The 18,992-nt window shown below is 70.8% G+C and carries 13 protein-coding genes and 1 pseudogene; 8 read left to right on the top strand and 6 right to left on the bottom strand.

Features of this window, described 5'->3' with window-relative positions:
- Positions 1 to 184: 184 nt before the first annotated feature.
- The 4 genes from narI to EF387_RS38940 are packed head-to-tail and all read right to left on the bottom strand — an operon-like array spanning position 185 to position 6,945.
- On the bottom strand, positions 185 to 913 hold the full coding sequence (narI, locus tag EF387_RS38955; RefSeq protein ID WP_128381340.1) for a respiratory nitrate reductase subunit gamma: 729 nt from the start codon (positions 911 to 913) through the stop codon (positions 185 to 187).
- Positions 910 to 1,668 (bottom strand): nitrate reductase molybdenum cofactor assembly chaperone, encoded by a 759-nt coding sequence (gene narJ, locus EF387_RS38950; RefSeq protein WP_128381339.1) that lies wholly within the window; start codon positions 1,666 to 1,668, stop codon positions 910 to 912. Before narJ ends, narI begins: the two co-directional genes overlap by 4 nt.
- A complete protein-coding gene (gene narH, locus EF387_RS38945) occupies positions 1,665 to 3,233 on the bottom strand; it encodes a nitrate reductase subunit beta (protein ID WP_128381338.1) in 1,569 nt (522 codons plus the stop codon). Before narH ends, narJ begins: the two co-directional genes overlap by 4 nt.
- Before the next feature lies 1 nt (position 3,234).
- Positions 3,235 to 6,945 carry a nitrate reductase subunit alpha gene (locus tag EF387_RS38940; protein ID WP_128381337.1) on the bottom strand — a complete coding sequence of 1,237 codons (3,711 nt, stop codon included), beginning with the start codon at positions 6,943 to 6,945 and terminating at the stop codon, positions 3,235 to 3,237.
- A 383-nt stretch (positions 6,946 to 7,328) separates the two neighbouring features.
- Here EF387_RS38940 and EF387_RS38935 point away from each other — a divergent pair, with 383 nt between their 5' ends.
- Complete coding sequence (locus EF387_RS38935; RefSeq protein ID WP_128381336.1) at positions 7,329 to 8,303, top strand: Acg family FMN-binding oxidoreductase; 975 nt, start codon at positions 7,329 to 7,331, stop codon at positions 8,301 to 8,303.
- A gap of 272 nt (positions 8,304 to 8,575) precedes the next feature.
- Here EF387_RS38935 and EF387_RS38930 read toward each other — a convergent pair whose 3' ends face one another.
- Positions 8,576 to 10,060: an anion permease gene (locus EF387_RS38930; protein WP_128381335.1), complete on the bottom strand. Its 1,485-nt coding sequence runs from the start codon at positions 10,058 to 10,060 to the stop codon at positions 8,576 to 8,578.
- Positions 10,061 to 10,886: 826 nt separating this feature from the next.
- On the opposite strand from EF387_RS38930, the gene EF387_RS38925 reads away from it, so the two are divergent.
- From EF387_RS38925 to EF387_RS38900, 7 genes and pseudogenes are all read left to right on the top strand, one after another.
- Positions 10,887 to 12,242 (top strand): GAF domain-containing protein, encoded by a 1,356-nt coding sequence (locus EF387_RS38925; RefSeq protein ID WP_128381334.1) that lies wholly within the window; start codon positions 10,887 to 10,889, stop codon positions 12,240 to 12,242.
- A gap of 53 nt (positions 12,243 to 12,295) precedes the next feature.
- On the top strand, positions 12,296 to 13,816 hold the full coding sequence (locus EF387_RS38920) for an aldehyde dehydrogenase family protein (RefSeq protein WP_128381333.1): 1,521 nt from the start codon (positions 12,296 to 12,298) through the stop codon (positions 13,814 to 13,816).
- 31 nt (positions 13,817 to 13,847) lie between these two features.
- Positions 13,848 to 14,177: pseudogene (locus EF387_RS49525) on the top strand (DUF779 domain-containing protein); the annotation flags it as partial.
- Positions 14,178 to 14,243: 66 nt separating this feature from the next.
- Positions 14,244 to 15,257, top strand: a complete 1,014-nt coding sequence (locus tag EF387_RS38915) for a zinc-dependent alcohol dehydrogenase (protein ID WP_202918508.1) — start codon at positions 14,244 to 14,246, stop codon at positions 15,255 to 15,257.
- Positions 15,258 to 15,325: 68 nt separating this feature from the next.
- Positions 15,326 to 16,441 (top strand): NAD(P) transhydrogenase subunit alpha, encoded by a 1,116-nt coding sequence (locus EF387_RS38910; protein WP_128381331.1) that lies wholly within the window; start codon positions 15,326 to 15,328, stop codon positions 16,439 to 16,441.
- Positions 16,438 to 16,785: an NAD(P) transhydrogenase subunit alpha part 2 gene (locus EF387_RS38905; protein WP_128381330.1), complete on the top strand. Its 348-nt coding sequence runs from the start codon at positions 16,438 to 16,440 to the stop codon at positions 16,783 to 16,785. The genes EF387_RS38910 and EF387_RS38905 overlap by 4 nt, the downstream gene beginning before the upstream one ends.
- A gap of 6 nt (positions 16,786 to 16,791) precedes the next feature.
- Positions 16,792 to 18,210: an NAD(P)(+) transhydrogenase (Re/Si-specific) subunit beta gene (locus EF387_RS38900; protein ID WP_128381329.1), complete on the top strand. Its 1,419-nt coding sequence runs from the start codon at positions 16,792 to 16,794 to the stop codon at positions 18,208 to 18,210.
- Positions 18,211 to 18,340: 130 nt separating this feature from the next.
- On the opposite strand, the gene EF387_RS38895 is transcribed toward EF387_RS38900, so the two are convergent.
- Positions 18,341 to 18,652 carry a hypothetical protein gene (locus EF387_RS38895; RefSeq protein WP_128381328.1) on the bottom strand — a complete coding sequence of 104 codons (312 nt, stop codon included), beginning with the start codon at positions 18,650 to 18,652 and terminating at the stop codon, positions 18,341 to 18,343.
- Positions 18,653 to 18,992: the final 340 nt, after the last annotated feature.

The following is an 18,992-nucleotide window of genomic DNA, read 5'->3' as shown; positions in this document are numbered from 1 at the left end:
CCGACGGTCCCGTCGGTCCGCCGGTCGCCCCGAGTTCTTCCGACGCTGCCCAGAGGGGAAGAGCAGGAGACAGTGGGGCCGCCCCCGTGGGCTGCCATGGGCTCCACCGACTTGCGCCTCCACCGACTTGCGGCCTCAACGGACTTGCGCCGCCCGTCCGGACGACCGCGGCCGACGTCGGGGACTACCTGGCCGGCCGCGTCGGCGACAAGACCCTCGTGTTCCCCTCGGCCCGCCGCCGGTAGACCAGGTACGGGCGGGCTAGGTAGCCGACGGGCGCGCTCCACACATGGACGAGCCGGGTGAACGGCCAGGCGGCGAAGAGCAGGCACGCGGTAAGGGCGTGCAGTTGGAACAGCAGCGGGGCGCCGGCGATCGCCTCCGGCTTCGGCTGGAGGACGAAGATGCCGCGGAACCACACGGAGACGGTGGTCCGGTAGTCGTAGCCGGCGCCGAACACGTTGTGCGCGGCGGTGGCGGTGATGCCCAGCAGGACGGTCGCGGTCAGCAGCGGGAAGAGGACCTTGTCACTGCGGTCGGTGCCCAGCCGGATCCGTCGGGTCAGCAGTCGGCGGGCGCACAGCATGCCGAGCCCGGTGACCATGGCCAGACCCGCGACCGAACCGGCCCAGACGGCGGTGGTGTGGTAGGCGTTCTCGCTGATCCCGGCGGCCTCGGTCCAGGAGGCGGGCACGGCGAGCCCCACCACATGTCCCGCGATCACCATGAAGGCACCGAGGTGGAACAGAGGGCTGCCCCAGCGCAGCCACCGGTGCTCCAGCAGTTGGCTGGTGTGCGTGGTCCAGCCGAACTGGTCGTGCCGGTAGCGCCAGACGTGCCCCACGACGAACACGGCGAGGCAGACGTAGGGGAAGGCGACCCACAGGAGGAGGTCTGCTCCTGAAGCGCTCATCGGTGATCTTCCTCCGGCGTACGGGTGGACGGTGGTGCGTCAGTGGCGGGGGCCCGCTCGGGCGGGACGAAAGCGCCCGGCGGGGCGAACTGCCCGCCCGCGTACGGGCCGAGGCCGACGTCCTCGGCGGGCGGCCCCTGGGCGGCCAGTTCGGCCACCGCCCTCAGGTCCGCGGCGGTGGGCGGCGGAAGGAGGGTGAGCAGGGCGGCCAGGATGTGTCGGTAGGGCGAGTCCGCGTCGGTGAGCGCCCGGTGGATCAGTTCCAGTCCGCGGCGGTGCCGGCGCAACGGCGCCTCGCCCGCACCCTGTCCGGTGAGCGCCGAGAACTCCAGCACCACCGGCAGGTGGTCCGGGAGTTCACCGCCGTCGATGTCCCAGCCCGCGGCCCGGTACTGCTGGGCCAGGGCGAGCAGTGCCATGCCGCGCCGGCGGGTGTCGCCGTGCAGGTAGTACGTCAGGTAGAGGCTGCTCTTGCGGCGCAGGTCGAAGGTCTCGACGTAGTGGCGTTCGAGCGCGTCGGGCTGCTGGGCGGTGAACCAGGCTGTGAAGGCGGCCAGTTCGGCGGCGGCGGGAGAGTGGGGCAGCGCCTTGACCGCGGCCGCGACGGAGGGCCGGGCGGCGGTGAGTTCTGCGTCGGGGTACTGCAGCAGCAGCGACATCAGCCGCAGCAGCAGGGACCGTCGTTCGGTCTCGGCAGGGCCGGGGGAGGAACGGCGGCGGGCGGCGGGCCGGACGAGGGTACGCAAGGGACTCATTCGGTGCCTCCGGAGGATGTACGGCGCAGGGCGGGGAAGCCGAGCATGACCTTCTTGTTCGCCTTGCCTGCCCTGTCTGCGGGCAGGTCGCCGTGGGACTCCACCGGGCAGCGGTTCTCCAGGGCGCCGAGCGCGGCGGCGTCCTCCTTGTGCGCGGCGGGGACGACATAGCGGTCGGCGTACTTGGCGACGGCGAGCAGCCGGTGCAGGTCCTCCGCCTCACGGGGGGTCAGTCCGACGGCCTGCAGCGCGGTCTCGTCACCGTCCTCGCCGAGCGTGCGTTCACGCATGTACGAGCGCAGCGCGGTGAGCTTCATCAGAACCCCGGCGACCGCTTCGGTGTCTCCGGCGGTGAACAGCTCCGCCAGGTACTCCAGCGGAATGCGCAGCCGGGTAACCGCGGCGAACACATGGTCGGGGTCGTCCTGGTTGCCGCCCGCCCCGGTGACGGCGTCGAGGACGGGGGAGAGCGGCGGCACGTACCAGACCATCGGCAGGGTGCGGTACTCCGGGTGCAGTGGCAGCGCCACCCTGTACCGGGAGACGAGCGCGTAGACGGGGGAGCGGCGGGCGGCGTCCAGCCAGTCCTCGGGGATGCCGGACCTTCGTGCCGCCGCGATCACTTCGGGGTCGTGCGGATCGAGGAAGACATCACGCTGGGCGTCCAGCAGGTCCTGCTCGTCCGCGGTGGCCGCCGCCTCACCCACCCGGTCGGCGTCGTAGAGCAGCAGCCCCAGGTACCGCAGCCGTCCGACGCAGGTCTCGGAGCAGACCGTGGGCTGACCGGCCTCGATGCGGGGGAAGCAGAACGTGCACTTCTCCGCCTTGCCGGTGGCGTGGTTGACGTACACCTTCTTGTACGGGCACGCCGTCACGCACATCCGCCAGCCCCGGCAGCGGTCCTGGTCGACCAGGACGATGCCGTCCTCGACCCGCTTGTACAGCGCGCCCGACGGGCAGGCGGACACACAGGCCGGGTTGAGGCAGTGCTCGCACAGCCGCGGCAGATGGAACAGAAACGTCTGCTCGAACTCGAATCTGACCTTCTCGGCCCACTCCCCGGTGAGGTTGGGGTCGCCCCCCGCGTTCTCCGGCGCGCCGCCCAGGCCGTCCTCCCAGTTGGCGCCCCAGGTGATGGCCGTGGGCTTCCCGGTGAGGACCGAGCGGGGGCGGGCGACGGGAATGTCCTGCCCGGCGGGGGCACTGACGAGGGTGTCGTAGTCGTACGTCACCGGCTCGTAGTAGTCCTCGATGGCCGGCAGGTCCGGGTTGGAGAACAGGGACAGCAGCCGCTTCAGACGGCCGCCGGAGCGCAGCACGAGCCGGCCGCGCCCGTCGAGCATCCAGCCGCCCTTCCACTGCTCCTGGTCCTCGTAGCGGCGTGGGTAACCGACGCCGGGCTTGGTCTCGACGTTGTTGAACCAGGCGTACTCCACGCCCGCGCGGTTGGTCCACGTCTGCTTGCAGGTGACGGAGCAGGTGTGACACCCGATGCACTTGTCGAGGTTCATCACCATCGCGACCTGAGCCATGACACGTCCGACAGCGGCTTCGCCACGGGGCATCTCAGTACTCCACTTCCTGGCTGCGACGCCGGATGACGGTGACCTCGTCGCGCTGGTTGCCGGTGGGTCCGTAGTAGTTGAAGGCATAGGTGAACTGGGCGTAGCCGCCCGCGAGATGGGTGGGCTTGAGCAGCAGCCGCGTCAGCGAGTTGTGGATGCCGCCGCGTCGTCCGCTGACCTCGGTCTTCGGCACGTTCACCGTGCGGTCCTTCGCGTGGTACATGTACACCGTGCCCTCGGGCATCCGGTGGGTGACCACGGCGCGGGCGGCGACGACGCCGTTGCGGTTGTACGCCTCGATCCACTCGTTGTCCTTGACGCCGATCTTCTCGGCGTCGGCGGTGGACATCCAGATCACCGGGCCGCCCCGGGACAGCGCCAGCATGTACGCGTTGTCCTGGTACTCGGAGTGGATGGACCACTTCGAGTGCGGGGTGAGGTAGCGGACGGTGACCTCGGCGCGGCCGTTCTCGTGCAGGTGCTGGTCGCCGTAGTGCCGGCTCGTGTTCAACGGTGGCCGGTAGACGGGGAGTTGTTCGCCCAGTTCGGCGATCCAGTCGTGCTGGACGAAGAACTGCTGACGTCCCGTCAAGGTGTGCCAGGGCTTGCAATGTTCGACGTTGATGACGAACGGCGAGTAGCGTCTGCCGTCCGTCTCGCTGCCCGACCACTCGTAGGAGGTCATGACGGCACGGGGCTGGGTGCGGGTGTCGGCGAAGGTGATGCGTTCCGCCTCGCGTTCGGACGCGAGTTCCACCAGGCCTTCGCTGCCGGTCCGCTCCTGGAGCCGCCGGAAGCCCTCCGTGGCCAGCCGTCCGTTGGTGGTGCCGGACAGGGCGAGGATCGCCTCGCACATGTCGGTGGCGGTGGCGAGCGAGGGCCGTCCGGCGGCGATCCCCTCACGTACGGTTCCGCAGCGCCGCCGCAGCTCGTCGATCTCCCGGTCCGGGTGGACGGTGATGCCCTTGGTGGTGGTGCCGAGGGTGTCGAGGAGCGGCCCGACGGCGCGGATCTTCTCAGCGACGGCAGCGTAGTCCCGCTCGATGACGACCAGTTTCGGCATGGTCCGCCCGGGAACCGGCTCGCACTCCCCGGCCTTCCAGTCCTTCACCACCCCGCCCGGCTGGGCGAGTTCGTCCGGTGTGTCGTGCAGCAGCGGCACCGCGAGTACGTCGGTACGGGTGCCCAGGTGCTCGGCGGCCAGTTCGCTGAACTTGTCGGCGACGGTCAGGAAGGTGTCGTAGTCGGTGCGGGCTTGCCACGGCGGGGCGATGGCCGGGGTGAAGGCGTGCACGAAGGGGTGCATGTCCGTGCTCGACAGGTCGTCCTTCTCGTACCAGGTGGCGGCCGGCAGGACCACGTCGGCGAGCAGCCCGGTGGACGTCATCCGGAAATCCATGGTGACCAGCAGGTCGAGCTTGCCCTCCGGAGCCTCCTCGCGCCACACCACGTCCTTCGGGCGCCCCTCGGGCGGTGTCTGCTCGGAGCGGACCGCGGCGTCCGTGCCCAGCAGATGCCGCAGGAAGTACTCGTTGCCCTTCCCGGACGAGCCGAGCAGGTTGGCCCGCCAGACCGTCAGCACCCGCGGGAAGTTGGCCGGGTCGTCGGGGTCCTCCGCGGCGAACCGCAGCCGCCCCGCCCTCAGTTCGTCGACGATGTGCTCGGGGACCGGCTTGCCCCGCGCCGCCGCCTCGTCCGTGAGGTCCAGCGGATTGCGGTTGAAGCCGGGATGGCCGGGCGTCCAGCCCATACGGACGGCCTGCGCCAGACAGTCGGCGGTGGACTTTCCCGTGAACCGGCCCTTGCCGAGCGGCGAGGCCAACTCGTCCGGCCCGAAGGCCTCGTAGCGCCACTGGTCGGTGTTCAGGTACCAGTAAGAGGTGCCCGCCATGTGCCGGGTGGGGCGCTGCCAGTCGAAGGCGAACGCCAGGTGCTGCAGCCCGGTGATCGGGCGGATCTTCTCCTGGCCGACGTAGTGCGCCCAGCCGCCGCCGTTGACGCCCTGACAGCCTGTCATGGTGGTCAGCGCCAGGAAGGCCCGGTAGATGGTGTCCGAGTGGAACCAGTGGTTGGTGCCCGCACCCAGCGCGATCATCGAACGGCCCTGCGTCCGCTCCGCGTTGCGCGCGAACTCCCGGGCGACACGCGCCGCCTGCTGGGCCGGCACCGAGGTGATCGTCTCCTGCCACGCCGGGGTGTAGGGCTGGGACGCGTCGTCGTACGAGGACGGCCAGACGCCCGGCAGACCGGGCCGCACCACCCCGTACTGGGCGAGCATCAGGTCGAAGACGGTGGTGACCAGGCGGCCGCTCACCCGGCGCACGGGCACCCCGCGCACCATCACCGAACCGCCTTCCGTGTCACCTTCGTCGAACCGGGGCAGGGCCACGGCCACCGACTCCTCGGCCCGCTCCAGCAGGCTCAACTCCGGCTCGACGTCTCCCAGTTCGAGGTTCCAGCGGCCTCGCCCGGCCTCTCCCCACCTGAAGCCGAGCGAGCCGCCGGGGACCACCGGTTCGCCGGTGGCCCGGTCCAGGAGTACGGTCTTGAACGCCGCGTTCTCTTCGGTCTCCTCGTCCGCCCCGCCGAGGTCGGCGGCGGTCAGGAAGCCGTCCGGGACGAGACCGTGGTCGTTCTCGCGCAGCGTCACCAGGAAGGGAGCATCGGTGAACTTCCGCAAGTAGTCCTGGAAGTACGGCACTTCCCGGTCGACCAGGAACTCGCGCAGGATCACGTGCCCCATCGCCATCGCCAGCGCGCCGTCCGTGCCCGGATGCGGGGCCAGCCACTCGTCGGCGTGCTTGACGTTGTCCGCGTAGTCCGGGCTGACCGCGACCACCTTGGTGCCGTTGTAGCGGGTCTCGGTGAGGAAGTGCGCGTCCGGAGTACGGGTGACCGGGATGTTGGAGCCCCACATGATCAGGTAGCCCGCGTTCCACCAGTCAGCGGCCTCCGGCACATCGGTCTGGTCGCCGAACACCTGCGGTGAGGCGATCGGCAGATCGGCGTACCAGTCGTAGAAGGACAGCAGGGTGCCGCCGATCAGCGACATGAAGCGGGCACCGGCCGCGAAGGACGCCATCGACATCGCCGGGATCGGGGAGAACCCAGCCACCCGGTCCGGGCCGTAAGCCTTGATGGTGTGTACATGCGCGGCGGCCACCAGCTCGGCCACCTCGTCCCAGTCGGCCCGCACCAGACCGCCCTTGCCGCGCGCTCGCTTGTAGGCACGGGCCTTCGCCGGATCGCCGGTGATCTCGGCCCAGGCCGCCACCGGGTCGCCCAGCCGCCGCCGCGCCTCCCGCCACATCTTCAGCAACACACCCCGCACATACGGGTAGCGGACCCGGCTGGGCGAGTACGTGTACCAGGAGAACGACGCCCCGCGCGGACAGCCGCGCGGCTCGTACTCGGGGCAGTCCGCACCGATGGAGGGGTAGTCGGTCGCCTGGTGCTCCCAGGTGATGATGCCGTCCTTGACGTACACCATCCACGAACAGGAACCGGTGCAGTTGACCCCGTGCGTGGAGCGCACCACCTTGTCGTGCGCCCAGCGGTCCCGGTAGAAGCCCTCCCACCTCCCGTCGTTCTCGCCGAACACGGCCCGCCCGTCCGCCGACACCTCACGGCGCGTCAGCAGCCGTCGGGCGGCCAGCGGCCAGTCTTCGCCGGCGCGTCGCCGCGGGGGACGCGCTGTCTCGTCGTTCTCCATACCGCAGAACGCTAGGCAGCGTCGGCCCCCACGACGCGGGGCCGAAAGGCCCTTGACCGACGACCACCGGCCCCGTTCCACCGCTCAGGACAGGGACCAACGGCCTTACCGCCAGGGCCTGTCGGCCGTGCGGAAGCCGGGCCCGCACGCTGCATGCTGAAGGTGATCGAACCGGAGGTACCGGTGGGTACGACCGGACGAGGCGGTGACCGGGCGTGATTCCTGTCCCCGCCCGGGACATCCGCGGATCGTCCGGCCCCGGTCCGGTCCGGTCCGGCCGTCTGCCGTCCCTTCCTCGGCCCAGGCGGCCGGACCTGTCACCCCCTACGACGCACGCGGCGCGGGCACTTCGTGGCCCGACGAGCGGAAGGGAGCGGGAGCCCATGCGAACCTCAGACGTTCCGGACATCGACGCCATGGCCCTGGAGAGGCTGCTGTCGGCGGCGACGGCCGCCCCGTCGATCCACAACACCCAGCCCTGGCAGTTCCGTTGGGACCCCGGCACCCGCTCGGTCGAGGTACGCGCCACACCGCGCCGGTCCCTCCCGCTGGCCGACCCCGCCCACCGCGCGCAGTACCTCTCCGTCGGAGCCGCACTGTTCAACCTGCGGGTGGCCGCCGCACATCTGGGCCGGCAGCCGGTCGTCGAACTGCTGCCGGACCCCGGCCGTCCCGACCTGCTGGCCACCGTGCGGTTGGCCGAAGCCCTCGGCGGTCCGGACCCCCTCGGGGCATACCTCTACCCGGCCATCGAGCGACGGCACACGAGCAGGATGCCGTTCACCGGTCGTCCGGTGCCCGAACCGGTCGTCACCGCGATGACCACGGCCGCCCGCGCCGAAGGTGCGGGACTGCGCATCCCCGACTACACGTACACGCGGCTGCTGCTGCGCCTGACGGCCGCGGCGGAGGCACGCAACCACCTCGACGCCGCACGCGCGGCCGAGGCCCGCAGCTGGGTCACCGTGCCGGGAGCCGGCCCGTACGGCATCCCGGTGACCGCGCTGGGACCGCAGGACGCGGCCGGACGGATGCCCATGCGTGACTTCACCGGATCACGGGGAGCACGACGCTCCCCGCACCTGCCCCTGCCGCGCTTCGAACGCCACGCCCAGCTCGCGCTGTTGTGGACCGCGCACGACCGGCGCGTGGACTGGCTGCGGGCCGGACAGTCCCTTCAGCACGCGCTGCTGGTGGCCACCGCGCACGGGGTGCGCACCTCGATGCTCCACCAGGCCCTGGAGTGGCCGGACCTGCGCAGGGCCATGGGCGAGTCCCGGCACCGCCACGCCCAGCTCCTGATCCGTATCGGCTACGGGCCGGACGGCGCCCGGACACCACGCGCGCCGAGCAAGTGACGGCCGCCGAGGCGATGCCGTACCACACCTGACGCCGGAACGAGGGGCGGACCGCACGGATCTTTGTCCGTGCGGCCCGCCCCTTCGGCCTGCTCCAGAACCGCCCGCCGATGCGAAACGAGCCGTGGCGGCCGGCGCCCAGGACAGCCACCCACACTCAAGGAGGGGCGGCCGGGCCGGGCATGCCGACACTGGAGGCATGAAGATCACCTCGGAGCCGCGCGAAACCGACTACGGTTCCAGGGAGTTCACCTTGTCACCCACGCCCGAGCTCACCAATGCCCGAGCACCTTCAGCCACACCGCCCCGACTCCCATCCAGACCGCGATGTTCGCGACCGCGGCCGCCAGGCCGGTACGCCACCACTCGGCGAGGGTGACATAGCCGCCACCGAAGAGCACGGGGGCGGGGCCCGAGGCGTAGTGCGTGAGGCCGCCGTACAGGGAGCTGAGGAATCCCAGGACCAGGGCCGCCATCACCGGAGGCGCCCCGGTGGCGACGGCAGCCGCCAGGAAGGCCGTGTACATCGCCGCGACGTGCGCGGTGTTGGAGGCGAAGAGGTAGTGGGAGAAGAAGTACACCAGGGTCAGGATCACGAACGCCGTCTGCCAGCCGACCCCTGAGGTGGCATCGGTGATGCTGTCGCTGAACCAGCCGATGACTCCGAGCTCCTGGAGCTGACCGGCCATCATCACCAGGACGGAGAACCACACCAGGGTCGTCCAGGCCGCCTTCTCCGCGACCAGGTCGCCCCAGGTCAGTACTCCGGTCACCAGCAGCAGTGCCACGCCGGTGAAGGCGGACACCGTCGCGGAGAGATCGTAGACCTGACCACCGACCGACCAGAGCAGGAGCAGCAGAACGAACACCGCCCCCATGACCCATTCCTGACGGGACATCGGCCCGAGCTCGCGGAGTTGTTCCCGGGCCTGGGCCGGCGCCTCGGGGGTCTTGCGGACCGAGGGCGGGAAGACCCGGTACAGCAGCGCCGGCAGCACCAGCAGTGCCACCAGGCCGGGGACGAGCGCCGCGAGCGCCCACGACGTCCAGGTGAGGTCCACGCCGCGGTCGGCGGCGAGCTTCTGCGCCAGCGGGTTGGCGGCCATGGAGGTCAGGAACATGGCGCTGGTGACCGTGTTGATCTGCATCGCGGTCACACTGAGGTAGGCGCCGAGCCTGCGGCGGCTCTCGTCGTCCGGTCGCGAGCCGGCGTTGACGCTGAGCGAGCGGATGACGGGATGGATGACGCCGCCGGAGCGGGCGGTGTTGCTGGGCGTGGCCGGTGCCAGCACCAGGTCGGTGAGTGTGATTCCGTAGGCCAGGCCCAGGCTGCTGCGGCCCAGGGCGCGGACGAACACCAGCGCGATGCGACGGCCCAGGCCGGTCTTGGTGAAGCCCAGAGATATGAAGAAGGCTGCCACGATCAGCCAGATCGTCGGCTCGGAGAAGCCGCCCAACGCGATGTCCGGCTCCAGGGTCCCGGTGATCATCGCGGCCGTCAGACCGACCAGCGCGACCGCTCCCAGCGGCAGCGGCTGGAGGATCAGACCGAGCACGGTGGCGGCGAAGATGGCCAGTACGGCCCATCCGCCGGACTTGATGCCGTCCGGCTCCGGCAACAGGTAGATGGTCACTCCCACGGCCACCGGGGCGATCCACTTCACGGCGGTCCAGACGTCGGCCCGTCGCGGCCGTATACTGCCGCCGCCCTGGGCCGTCCCCTCGGTGCGGGATCCCCCCGCGTCGAACAACAGCATGTTCCACTCCCTGCACAGGGCTCGCCCCGCGCCGGACCGTTGTCCGGGGCGGAGCCAGCGTTCGCCCCCACGGTCGATCAAGGCGGTGAAGAACGGCATCGGGCATCCGGCCCTCGTCGGTGGGCCGAGCGGCCCCGTCCCGTGCCGCGGAGGGAAGCTCCTGTGCCGCGGAGGGAAGCTCCTGTGCCGCGCAGGGTAGCTCCTGTGCCCCGGAGGACAGCTCCTGTGCGCGGGCGGCAACTCCCGTGCGCGGGCGGCAACTCCTGGGCCCCGAAGAACGGTGACTCCCGTGCGGCGGATGGCCCCGTCCTGTGCCGCGGGCGGCCCCCTCCATACCGTGGACGACTCCCTGCCATACCCCGGGCGGCAACTCCTGGGCCCCGAAGAACGGTGACTCCCGTGCGGCGGATGGCCCCGTCCTGTGCCGCGGGCGGCCCCCTCCATACCGTGGACGACTCCCTGCCATACCCCGGGCGGCAACTCCTGGGCCCCGGAACAACGGTGACTCCCGTGCGGCGGACGGCCCCGTCCTGTGCCGCGGGCGGCCCCCTCCATACCGCGGACGGCCCCCTCCCATACCCCGGGCGGCACCTCCGCGCCCCGAAGGACGGCACCCCCGCGCCCCGAACTGCACCACTCCGCGAGCTGTCGAGTTGTCGGGCTGCCCGGCACGTCGCGCCGCCAGCCCCGGGCCTGCCACCCGGGATGCCGCGGACGCCGCCGGACCAAGCGGCCCGGCACAAGGGCCGTTCGGCCCCTGCACGGCGGACCGGCGCACGGGTGAGGTGGGTGCGATCCGATCGGAGGAAGCGACACGGGAGGTGCCATGGATGCTTCCACCACCGCTTCGGCATCCGCGCTGCGCACCGCACACGAACGGTTCGTGACCTCACCCGGTACGTCGGAGGGTGTGCGGCTTCTGGTGGCCGACTCATGGCGGCGCTGCGCTGCCGTCGGCGTGCACGCCGACGGCAGCCGGCTGCCGCCGCTGCGCGCGGCAGCCGAGGAACTCGCGGCCTACCGCCGCAACCACCCGCTCGCCGCGGTGCTGCCCCTGTTCCGTGAGTTGCTGGGAGCCGGTGCCGCCGACGACGGCCATGTCTTCGCGGTCGGCGACACCGACGGCACCCTGCTGTGGGTCGAGGGTGACACCACGGCACTGGCGCGTGCCGAGCGGATGCACTTCGCGGCGGGGGCCGTGTGGTCGGAGGCGCAGGCCGGGACCAACGCTCCCGGGCTGGTCCTGGAGTTGGGGCGGCCCGCGCAGATCAGCGCGGGCGAGCACTACAGCGCCGCTGTGCACGGCTGGTCCTGCGCCGCGGCCCCGGTGCGCGACCCCGCCACCGGCCGGTTGCTCGGTGTCGTCGACCTGTCGGGCGGCCACACCGTGGCAACACCCCCTGCCCTGGCCGCGGTACGAGCCGCCGCGCTGGCCGCCGAGGCCCAACTCGCCCGAACGCTGCCCGCACCACCCTCCGTGCTGCTCGGCCCCGACGGGCGAGTGGTGGGACCTGAGGACACCTCCCGCGCAGTCGTGGACGCCGCCGTACGCCTGACGGCGCTGGGCCGGGACGGCGCCCTGCTGGAGTGCGCCGGACAGGTGCGCCGGCTGAGCCCGCGGCACAGCGAGATCGTGGTGGCACTGGCTCTGGAGGGCCGTGGTGTGCCCGGTGACCGGCTCGCCGTTGACCTCTCGGAACGCGAGCTGCCCGCTTCGACACTGCGCGCCGAACTGACGCGGCTGCGCGCGGTGTTGGGCCCCGCGCTACTCGGATCGCGGCCGTACGCGCTACTGCGCCCGGTACTCAGCGACTTCGGCGAGGTGACCGCGCTGCTCGCCGAGGGCCGGGCCGGGGAGGCACTGGCCCGCTACCCGGGTCCGCTCCTGCCGCGCTCCGCGGCACCCGTCGTCATCGAACACCGGCGTGCCCTGGAACAGCAGTTGCGCGGTGCGGTCCTCGGCGGTGGCGACGTCCGGCTGCTGCGCCGCTGGGTCGACACGACATGGGGCGCCGACGACGCCCCCGCCTGGCGGGCCCTCGCCGATGCGCTGCCGGGCGGTTCACCACAGCGTTCCGCCGCGGCGGCAAGGGCCCGGGCGCTGGACCGCGAACCGGCTCTTCTGGCCCGAAAAGCGCAGGTCGGACGGCATGCAGCGGTACTGCAGCGTTCCCGTCCCTAGCGTTCCAACCAGCACAGATTCCCCGGCAACACGACCCTCGAAAGGGGACGGTCATGAAGTACGAGCCTCCGGGCAGGACGGGCAGTCCCGTCCACGTCGCCCCCCGGTACGAGAACTTCATCGGCGGCAAGTGGGAGGCGCCCACGACGGGTGAGTACTCGCCCAACCTGTGCCCCGCCACCGCCAAGCCGATCTGCGAGATCCCGAAGTCGGGGCCCGCGGACATCGAGCTCGCCCTCGACGCCGCACACGCGGCGAAGGACAAGTGGGGCGAGGCGACCAGCGCCCAGCGGGCCGCCGTCCTCAACGCGGTAGCGGACGCCATCGACGCCCACCGTGAGGAACTGGCCGTCACCGAGAGCTGGGAGAACGGCAAGCCGGTCCGCGAGACCCTCGCCGCGGACATCCCCCTAGCCGCCGACCACTTCCGTTACTTCGCGGCGGCGATACGCGCCGAGGAGAGCTCGATCACCGAGATCGACAAGGAGACGATCGCCTACCACTTCCGCGAGCCGCTGGGAGTGGTCGGACAGATCATCCCGTTCAACTTCCCGCTGCTGATGGCGGCTTGGAAGCTCGCCCCGGCGCTCGCCGCGGGAAACGCCACGGTGATCAAGCCGGCGTCGCCGACCCCGTGGTCGATCCTGAAGCTGATGGAGGTCATCGGCGACATCGTTCCGCCGGGCGTGATCAACGTCGTTAACGGGCCGGGCGCGGCCATCGGCAAGGCCCTCGCCACCAACAAGCGCATCGCGAAGGTCGCCTTCACCGGTGAGACCACCACGGGCCGGCTGATCATGCAGTACGCGTCCGAGAACATCATTCCGGTCACCCTGGAGCTGGGCGGCAAGTCGCCGAACATCTTCTTCAACGACGTGGCCGCCGAGGACGACGACTTCCTCAGCAAGGCCGTCGAGGGGCTCGTCCTCTACGCGTTCAACAAGGGTGAGGTGTGCACCTGCCCCTCCCGAGCACTGATCCAGGAGGACATCTACGAGGAGTTCATGGGACGCTGCCTGGAGCGCGTCCGGGCCATCAAGCAGGGCAACCCGCTCGACTCCTCCACCATGATCGGCCCCCAGGTCTCCCGGCAGCAGGTCGAGAAGATCGCCTCCTACGTCGACATCGGCCTCAAGGAAGGCGCCGAACTGCTCGTGGGCGGCCACCGTGCCGCTGTCGGCGGAGAGTTCGCGGACGGCTTCTTCTTCGAGCCGACCATCCTCAAGGGCCACAACAAGATGCGGGTGTTCCAGGAGGAGATCTTCGGACCCGTCCTCGCGGTCACCACGTTCAAGGACGAGGCAGAGGCGCTCGAGATCGCCAACGACACGCTGTACGGCCTCGGGGCCGGCGTGTGGAGCCGCGACGGCGCCCGCACCTACCGGATGGGCCGCGCCATCAAGGCCGGCCGCGTCTGGACCAACTGCTACCACCAATACCCCGCGGGCGCGGCGTTCGGTGGCTACAAGGTTTCCGGCATCGGCCGGGAGAACCACAAGATGATGCTCGAGCACTACAGCCAGACCAAGAACCTCCTGGTCAGCTACGGCACCAAGCCACTCGGGCTGTTCTGACCGTCCCAGCGGACCGAAGGGGTGCACCGACATGCCCGCGACGCTTCAGGGCGGCAACGCCGGGCGCGTCACCGCCACCCGGGCGGCGCACCGGGCCATCCAGGCCCTGCGCGCCGCCCACGGCCGGCCGGTGATGTTCGTCCAGTCCGGCGGCTGCTGCGACGGCAGCGACCCGATGTGCTTCCCGGGTGGCGAATTCTCCCTGAGCAGGGGCGACATGCTGCTCGGCGTGCTGGACGGCTGCACCTTCCACATCGACGCCGACCTGTACGAGGCCCTCGGCCGCCCACGCTTCGTGCTGGACGTCGAGGAGGGCACACCGGGCGGCTTCTCCCTCGCAGCAGGGCACGGGCAGCGCTTCGTCACACGGATCGAGGACCCGGTGGACCACCGGGTCGCGGCGCACAGCCGCATCGAGGAGAAGATCATGAAGGCAGCAGTCGTCACCGACTTCGGGAAGCCCCTGGAGATACAGGACCTTCCCGTTCCCGAGCCCGGCTCCGGCCAGGTGCTCGTCCGCATGGAGGCCTCCGGCCTCTGCCACACCGACATCCACGCGGCGCACGGCGACTGGCCGGTCAAGCCGCGACCTCCCTTCATCCCCGGCCATGAGGGCATCGGCCCGGTCGAGGCCGTCGGCGAGGGCGTCGACGCCGAACTGATCGGCAAGCGTGTCGCCGTCCCGTGGCTCGGCTCGTCCTGCGGCACCTGCCGCTACTGCGTCTCCGGCTGGGAGACCCTCTGCGAAAGCCAGGTCAACTCCGGCTACTCGGTGGACGGTTGCTACGCCGAGTACGCGGTCGCCGACGCCGGTGCGGTCGTCCGGGTCCCCGACGGGGTGTCGTCCTTCGACGCGGCGCCGCTGACCTGTGCGGGCGTCACCACCTACAAGGCGGTCAAGGTCGCGCACGTCGTCCCCGCCGAACGTGTCGCCGTCTTCGGTATCGGCGGTCTCGGCCACCTGGCGCTGCAGTACGCACGCCTCGTCGGCGGACTCGTCACCGCCGTCGACGTCGAACCCGACAAGCTGGGCCTCGCCCACCGGCTCGGCGCCGACCAGATCGTCAACGCCCGCACACACGACCCCGTCAAGGAGATCAAGCAGGCCGGTGGCGCCGACGTCGCCATCGTGCTGGCCGCCGCACCCAAGGCCTTCGAGCAGGCCTACCAGTCCCTGAACCGGGGCGGACGGCTGGTCATGGTCGGACTGCCCGCCGACAACGCGGCCATCAAGGTCCCGATCTTCGAAACCGTGCTCAGCGGGATCTCCGTCATCGGCTCCATCGTCGGCACCCGCCAGGACCTCGCCGAGGTGTTCGCGCTGCACGCGGCCGGACGCACCCAGGTCATCGCCGAACCCCGCCGTCTGGATCAGGTCAACGACTCCTTCGACGAGGTCCTCGGCGGACGGGCCGAGGCACGGCTCGTCTTCGAGTTCTAGAGAGCTCCCAGAGCTCTGCGAATGCTGTGGCCCGGCCACCACCGGGCCACAGGGAGAGGCAGCAGATCATGGCAACCCTCACCGTGGGAGCGGTACGGGAACGGGCACCCGGCGAACGCCGCGTCGCGCTCGTCCCCGAGGCCGTGACCCTTCTGCGCCGGTCCGGACTCGACGTCCTGGTCGAAACCGGTGCCGGATCCGGAGCCTGGTTCACCGACGCCGACTACACCGACACCGGCGCCACCGTCGTCCCCGCGGAGGAGCTCTACGCGCGCGCGGACGTCGTCCTGTGCGTCGGCCCGCCGGATCCGGAGACGGCCGGGGCCCTGCGCACCGGGCAGACCCTGATCGGCCTGCTCGAACCGTTGCGCCACCCCGCCCTGACAGCGGAACTGACCGGACGCGGAGTACGCACGATCAGCCTCGACCTGCTGCCGCGCACCCTCAGCCGCGCCCAGTCCATGGACGCGCTGACGTCCCAGGCGAGCGTCGCCGGCTACAAGGCGGCGCTGCTGGCCGCGGACACGTACGACCGGTTCTTCCCGATGCTGACCACCGCGGCGGGCACCATGCGCCCGGCGCAGGTCCTGATCCTCGGCGCGGGAGTGGCCGGGCTGCAGGCGATCGCCACCGCCCGCCGTCTCGGCGCCGTCGTCACGGCGTACGACGTACGCCCCGAGTCCCGAGGGGAGGTGGAGTCGCTCGGCGCCCGGTTCCTCGAGATCCAGAGCCCTCACCACGGGGAACCGGGCTCCGGGCAGGGCGGCTACGCGCGCGAGCTGACCGAACAGGAGCAGCGGGCCCAGCGCGAAGCGCTCGACGCGTACATCGCCCGCTCCGACATCGTCATCACCACCGCTCAAGTCCCCGGCCGCAAGCCGCCGTTGCTGGTGACCGCGGCCGTGGTCCAGCACATGAAGCCCGGCTCGGTCGTCATCGACCTGGCGGCGAGCGAACTCGGCGGCAACGTCGAGGGCACCGAACCCGACAAGACGACCGTCCTCGACAACGGGGTCACTCTGGTCGGCGCCGGACGCCTGCCGTCCGCCATGGCGACCGCCGCGTCCACGGCCTACGCCCGCAACCTCGTCGCGCTCCTGCGTCACCTCGTGCGCGACGGCGAACTGACCCTCGACCCGGCCGACGAGATCACGGCCGCGCTCATGGGAGGAGTGTCATCATGAACGACCTCGATCTCCTCACCGCGATCACCGTCTTCGTGCTGAGCGTCCTGGTCGGCATCGAGGTCATCAGCAAGGTCCCGGCGACCCTGCACACACCGCTGATGTCCGGCTCCAACTCCGTGCACGGCATCGTCGTCATCGGCGCCATGCTGATCGCGGCCGAGGCGCACAACTGGCTCGGCTACGTCCTCGCCTTCGTGGCCATGGTGTTCGGCGCGATGAACGTGGTCGGCGGGTACGTCGTCACGGACCGGATGCTGGAGATGTTCAAGGCCAAGCCGGCCGCCGGTAAACCCGCGGAGCGGCAGTCCGTCACCGAAACACACGAGAAGGCGGAGGTGTGAGAAGCCATGGACACCGTCTCCGATGCCGTCCACTACATCTTCCTGGCCGCTGCCGCCTGCTTCGTGATGGGCCTGCACCTGATGAACCACCCGCGCACGGCCCGCCGCGGCAACACCCTCTCGGCAGGTGCCATGGCGCTGGCGATCGCAGCCACCGTATGGCTGGTGCTGGACGAGGACGTGATCAGCCGGACCGGCTGGCTCGTGCTGGTCTCGGGCGGCGTCCTCGGTGCCGGACTCGGCCTGTGGGCGGCCCGCGAGGTCCGGATGACCGCCATGCCCCAACTGGTCAGCGTCTTCAACGCCGTCGGCGGGGGAGCGGCGGCGCTCATCGCGGTGGGCGACCTGCTCCAGGCCGAGGACCCGGCCGGGCTCGGCGCACGCGTCTCGCTTCCCGGCGCACTGGACATCGTCATCGGCGCGGTCACCTTCTCCGGATCGCTGATCGCGGCGGGCAAGCTGCAAGGCGTCGTGTCCGGTTCGCCGGTGGTGTTCCCGGGCGCCCGGCTGCTCAACGTGGCGCTGCCGGCCTCGTTCGTCGTCGGCACGGTGTGGCTGGTGCTGGCACCGGACTCCCGGGTGGCGCTGTATGGACTCGTGGCCGTGGCCCTGCTGTTCGGCGTGACGCTGGTGCTGCCGATCGGCGGCGCCGACATGCCGGTGGTCATTGCCCTGCTGAACGCCTTCACGGGCTCGGCGGTCGCGATGGCGGGCTTCGTCCTCGACGAGACCGCCCTGATCATCGCGGGCATGCTCGTCAGCTCCTCCGGCGGCATCCTCACCAAGCTGATGGCCGACGCCATGAACCGGTCCATCGCCAACATCATGGTCGGCGGCTTCGGCACCGGGGACAGCGCGCCGACGGCGGCCGCCACGAGTGGGGCGCCGGCCCAGGTGCGCCCGGTCTCCGCCGACGACGTGGCGATCCAGCTCGCCTACGCGAGCAAGGTCGTCTTCGTCCCCGGGTACGGTCTGGCGGCTGCCCAGGCCCAGCACGAACTCGGCGACCTGGCCAAGCTGCTCACCGACCACGGCGTCGACGTCAGCTACGCCATCCACCCGGTCGCGGGCCGCATGCCCGGACACATGAACGTGCTCCTGGCGGAGGCCAACGTGCCCTACACCCAGCTCAAGGAGATGGACGAGGTCAATCCCGAGTTCCCGCAGGCCGACGTGGCCCTCGTGATCGGCGCCAACGACGTGACCAACCCGATCGCCCGCCGCCCCGGCAACGCGATCTCCGGCATGCCGATCCTCGACGTGGACAAGGCCAAGAGCGTCGTCGTCATCAAACGCTCGATGGGCCACGGCTACGCGGGCATCGACAACGAGCTGTACACCGACCCGAAGACGGGGATGTTCTTCACGGACGCCAAGAAGGGCCTGGCCGAACTGAAGGCGGCGGTGCGGGAGTTCGTCGGCTGACCCCCGGTACCCACCGTGGTGGTGCCCCCGCGGTCCTCGCGGGGGCCCCACTTGTCGGCGCTGTCGGAGCGTCGGCCACCACGACGGCGGATCCCCACCCGGCCCGCGCCCCGAGGCCGGAGCGTGAGCTTCAGGTCGATGAGTGCTGTCGGAGGAAGGCCTGCCCCGTCGCGGTGCGCAGCCACTTTGCCGCCGCCCAGACCATGACGACCGGCGTGCCGGCGGGGATGAACACGCCCTGGTGCTCGACATCCTGCAGGGCCAGCCGCTGGCTGAACATCAGCGGCGATTCCAGACGGGTGCCCTCGAAGAACGCGTTGGTGACCAGCGACTGGTCGGCCCGGACCTGCGCATGCGCCGCCTCATCGATCAGCAAACGGTAGACGACGTTCACGATCGCCACGCCGACCGTGTGGAAGCCGTCGAAGAAGTTCGCGGCCACCAGCGTCCCGATGTCCTCAGGCTCGCCCTCGAGGTCGATCGCGGCGAGGTCGGCTGCTGACGGGCCCCACGGGCTCGGTCTCCCCCGTCGAGGAGGGGCGGTACGCGCTGCCGAGCTTCGCGCGTGACGGCGCCGACTGTTCCTTGGCTCCGGCAGGCTTCGGCGACCCGATCCGGTTTGTCCTCACCCCAGTCATGTGTCGGGCCGGTGGGTCGGCGTATCCCGGGCCTTCGTCCCTGAGGTTTACAGGCCGCCTTCACAGGTTCCGTCAATCGACTGTGTCAGCCAACACAATCGATCGATATTGTCGAGCGACAAAGTCGCTTGTATGGTTCTGGCT

It is taken from the genome of Streptomyces cavernae (assembly GCF_004023625.1).
Lineage (GTDB): Bacteria > Actinomycetota > Actinomycetes > Streptomycetales > Streptomycetaceae > Streptomyces > Streptomyces cavernae.
Note: the sequence above shows the minus strand (reverse complement) of the source record. Positions and strands in the feature narration are given on the sequence as shown.

What these genes read in the sequence shown, in the direction of transcription:
- EF387_RS38915 (WP_202918508.1), top strand. Translation starts at nt 14,244, where the DNA reads ATGAAGGCAGCAGTCGTCACCGACTTCGGGAAGCCCCTGGAGATACAG.
- EF387_RS38900 (WP_128381329.1), top strand. Translation starts at nt 16,792, where the DNA reads ATGGACACCGTCTCCGATGCCGTCCACTACATCTTCCTGGCCGCTGCC.
- narH (WP_128381338.1), bottom strand. Translation starts at nt 3,233, where the DNA reads ATGCCCCGTGGCGAAGCCGCTGTCGGACGTGTCATGGCTCAGGTCGCG.
- narJ (WP_128381339.1), bottom strand. Translation starts at nt 1,668, where the DNA reads ATGAGTCCCTTGCGTACCCTCGTCCGGCCCGCCGCCCGCCGCCGTTCC.
- EF387_RS38905 (WP_128381330.1), top strand. Translation starts at nt 16,438, where the DNA reads ATGAACGACCTCGATCTCCTCACCGCGATCACCGTCTTCGTGCTGAGC.
- EF387_RS38920 (WP_128381333.1), top strand. Translation starts at nt 12,296, where the DNA reads ATGAAGTACGAGCCTCCGGGCAGGACGGGCAGTCCCGTCCACGTCGCC.
- narI (WP_128381340.1), bottom strand. Translation starts at nt 913, where the DNA reads ATGAGCGCTTCAGGAGCAGACCTCCTCCTGTGGGTCGCCTTCCCCTAC.
- EF387_RS38925 (WP_128381334.1), top strand. Translation starts at nt 10,887, where the DNA reads ATGGATGCTTCCACCACCGCTTCGGCATCCGCGCTGCGCACCGCACAC.
- EF387_RS38910 (WP_128381331.1), top strand. Translation starts at nt 15,326, where the DNA reads ATGGCAACCCTCACCGTGGGAGCGGTACGGGAACGGGCACCCGGCGAA.
- EF387_RS38930 (WP_128381335.1), bottom strand. Translation starts at nt 10,060, where the DNA reads ATGCTGTTGTTCGACGCGGGGGGATCCCGCACCGAGGGGACGGCCCAG.
- EF387_RS38935 (WP_128381336.1), top strand. Translation starts at nt 7,329, where the DNA reads ATGCGAACCTCAGACGTTCCGGACATCGACGCCATGGCCCTGGAGAGG.
- EF387_RS38940 (WP_128381337.1), bottom strand. Translation starts at nt 6,945, where the DNA reads ATGGAGAACGACGAGACAGCGCGTCCCCCGCGGCGACGCGCCGGCGAA.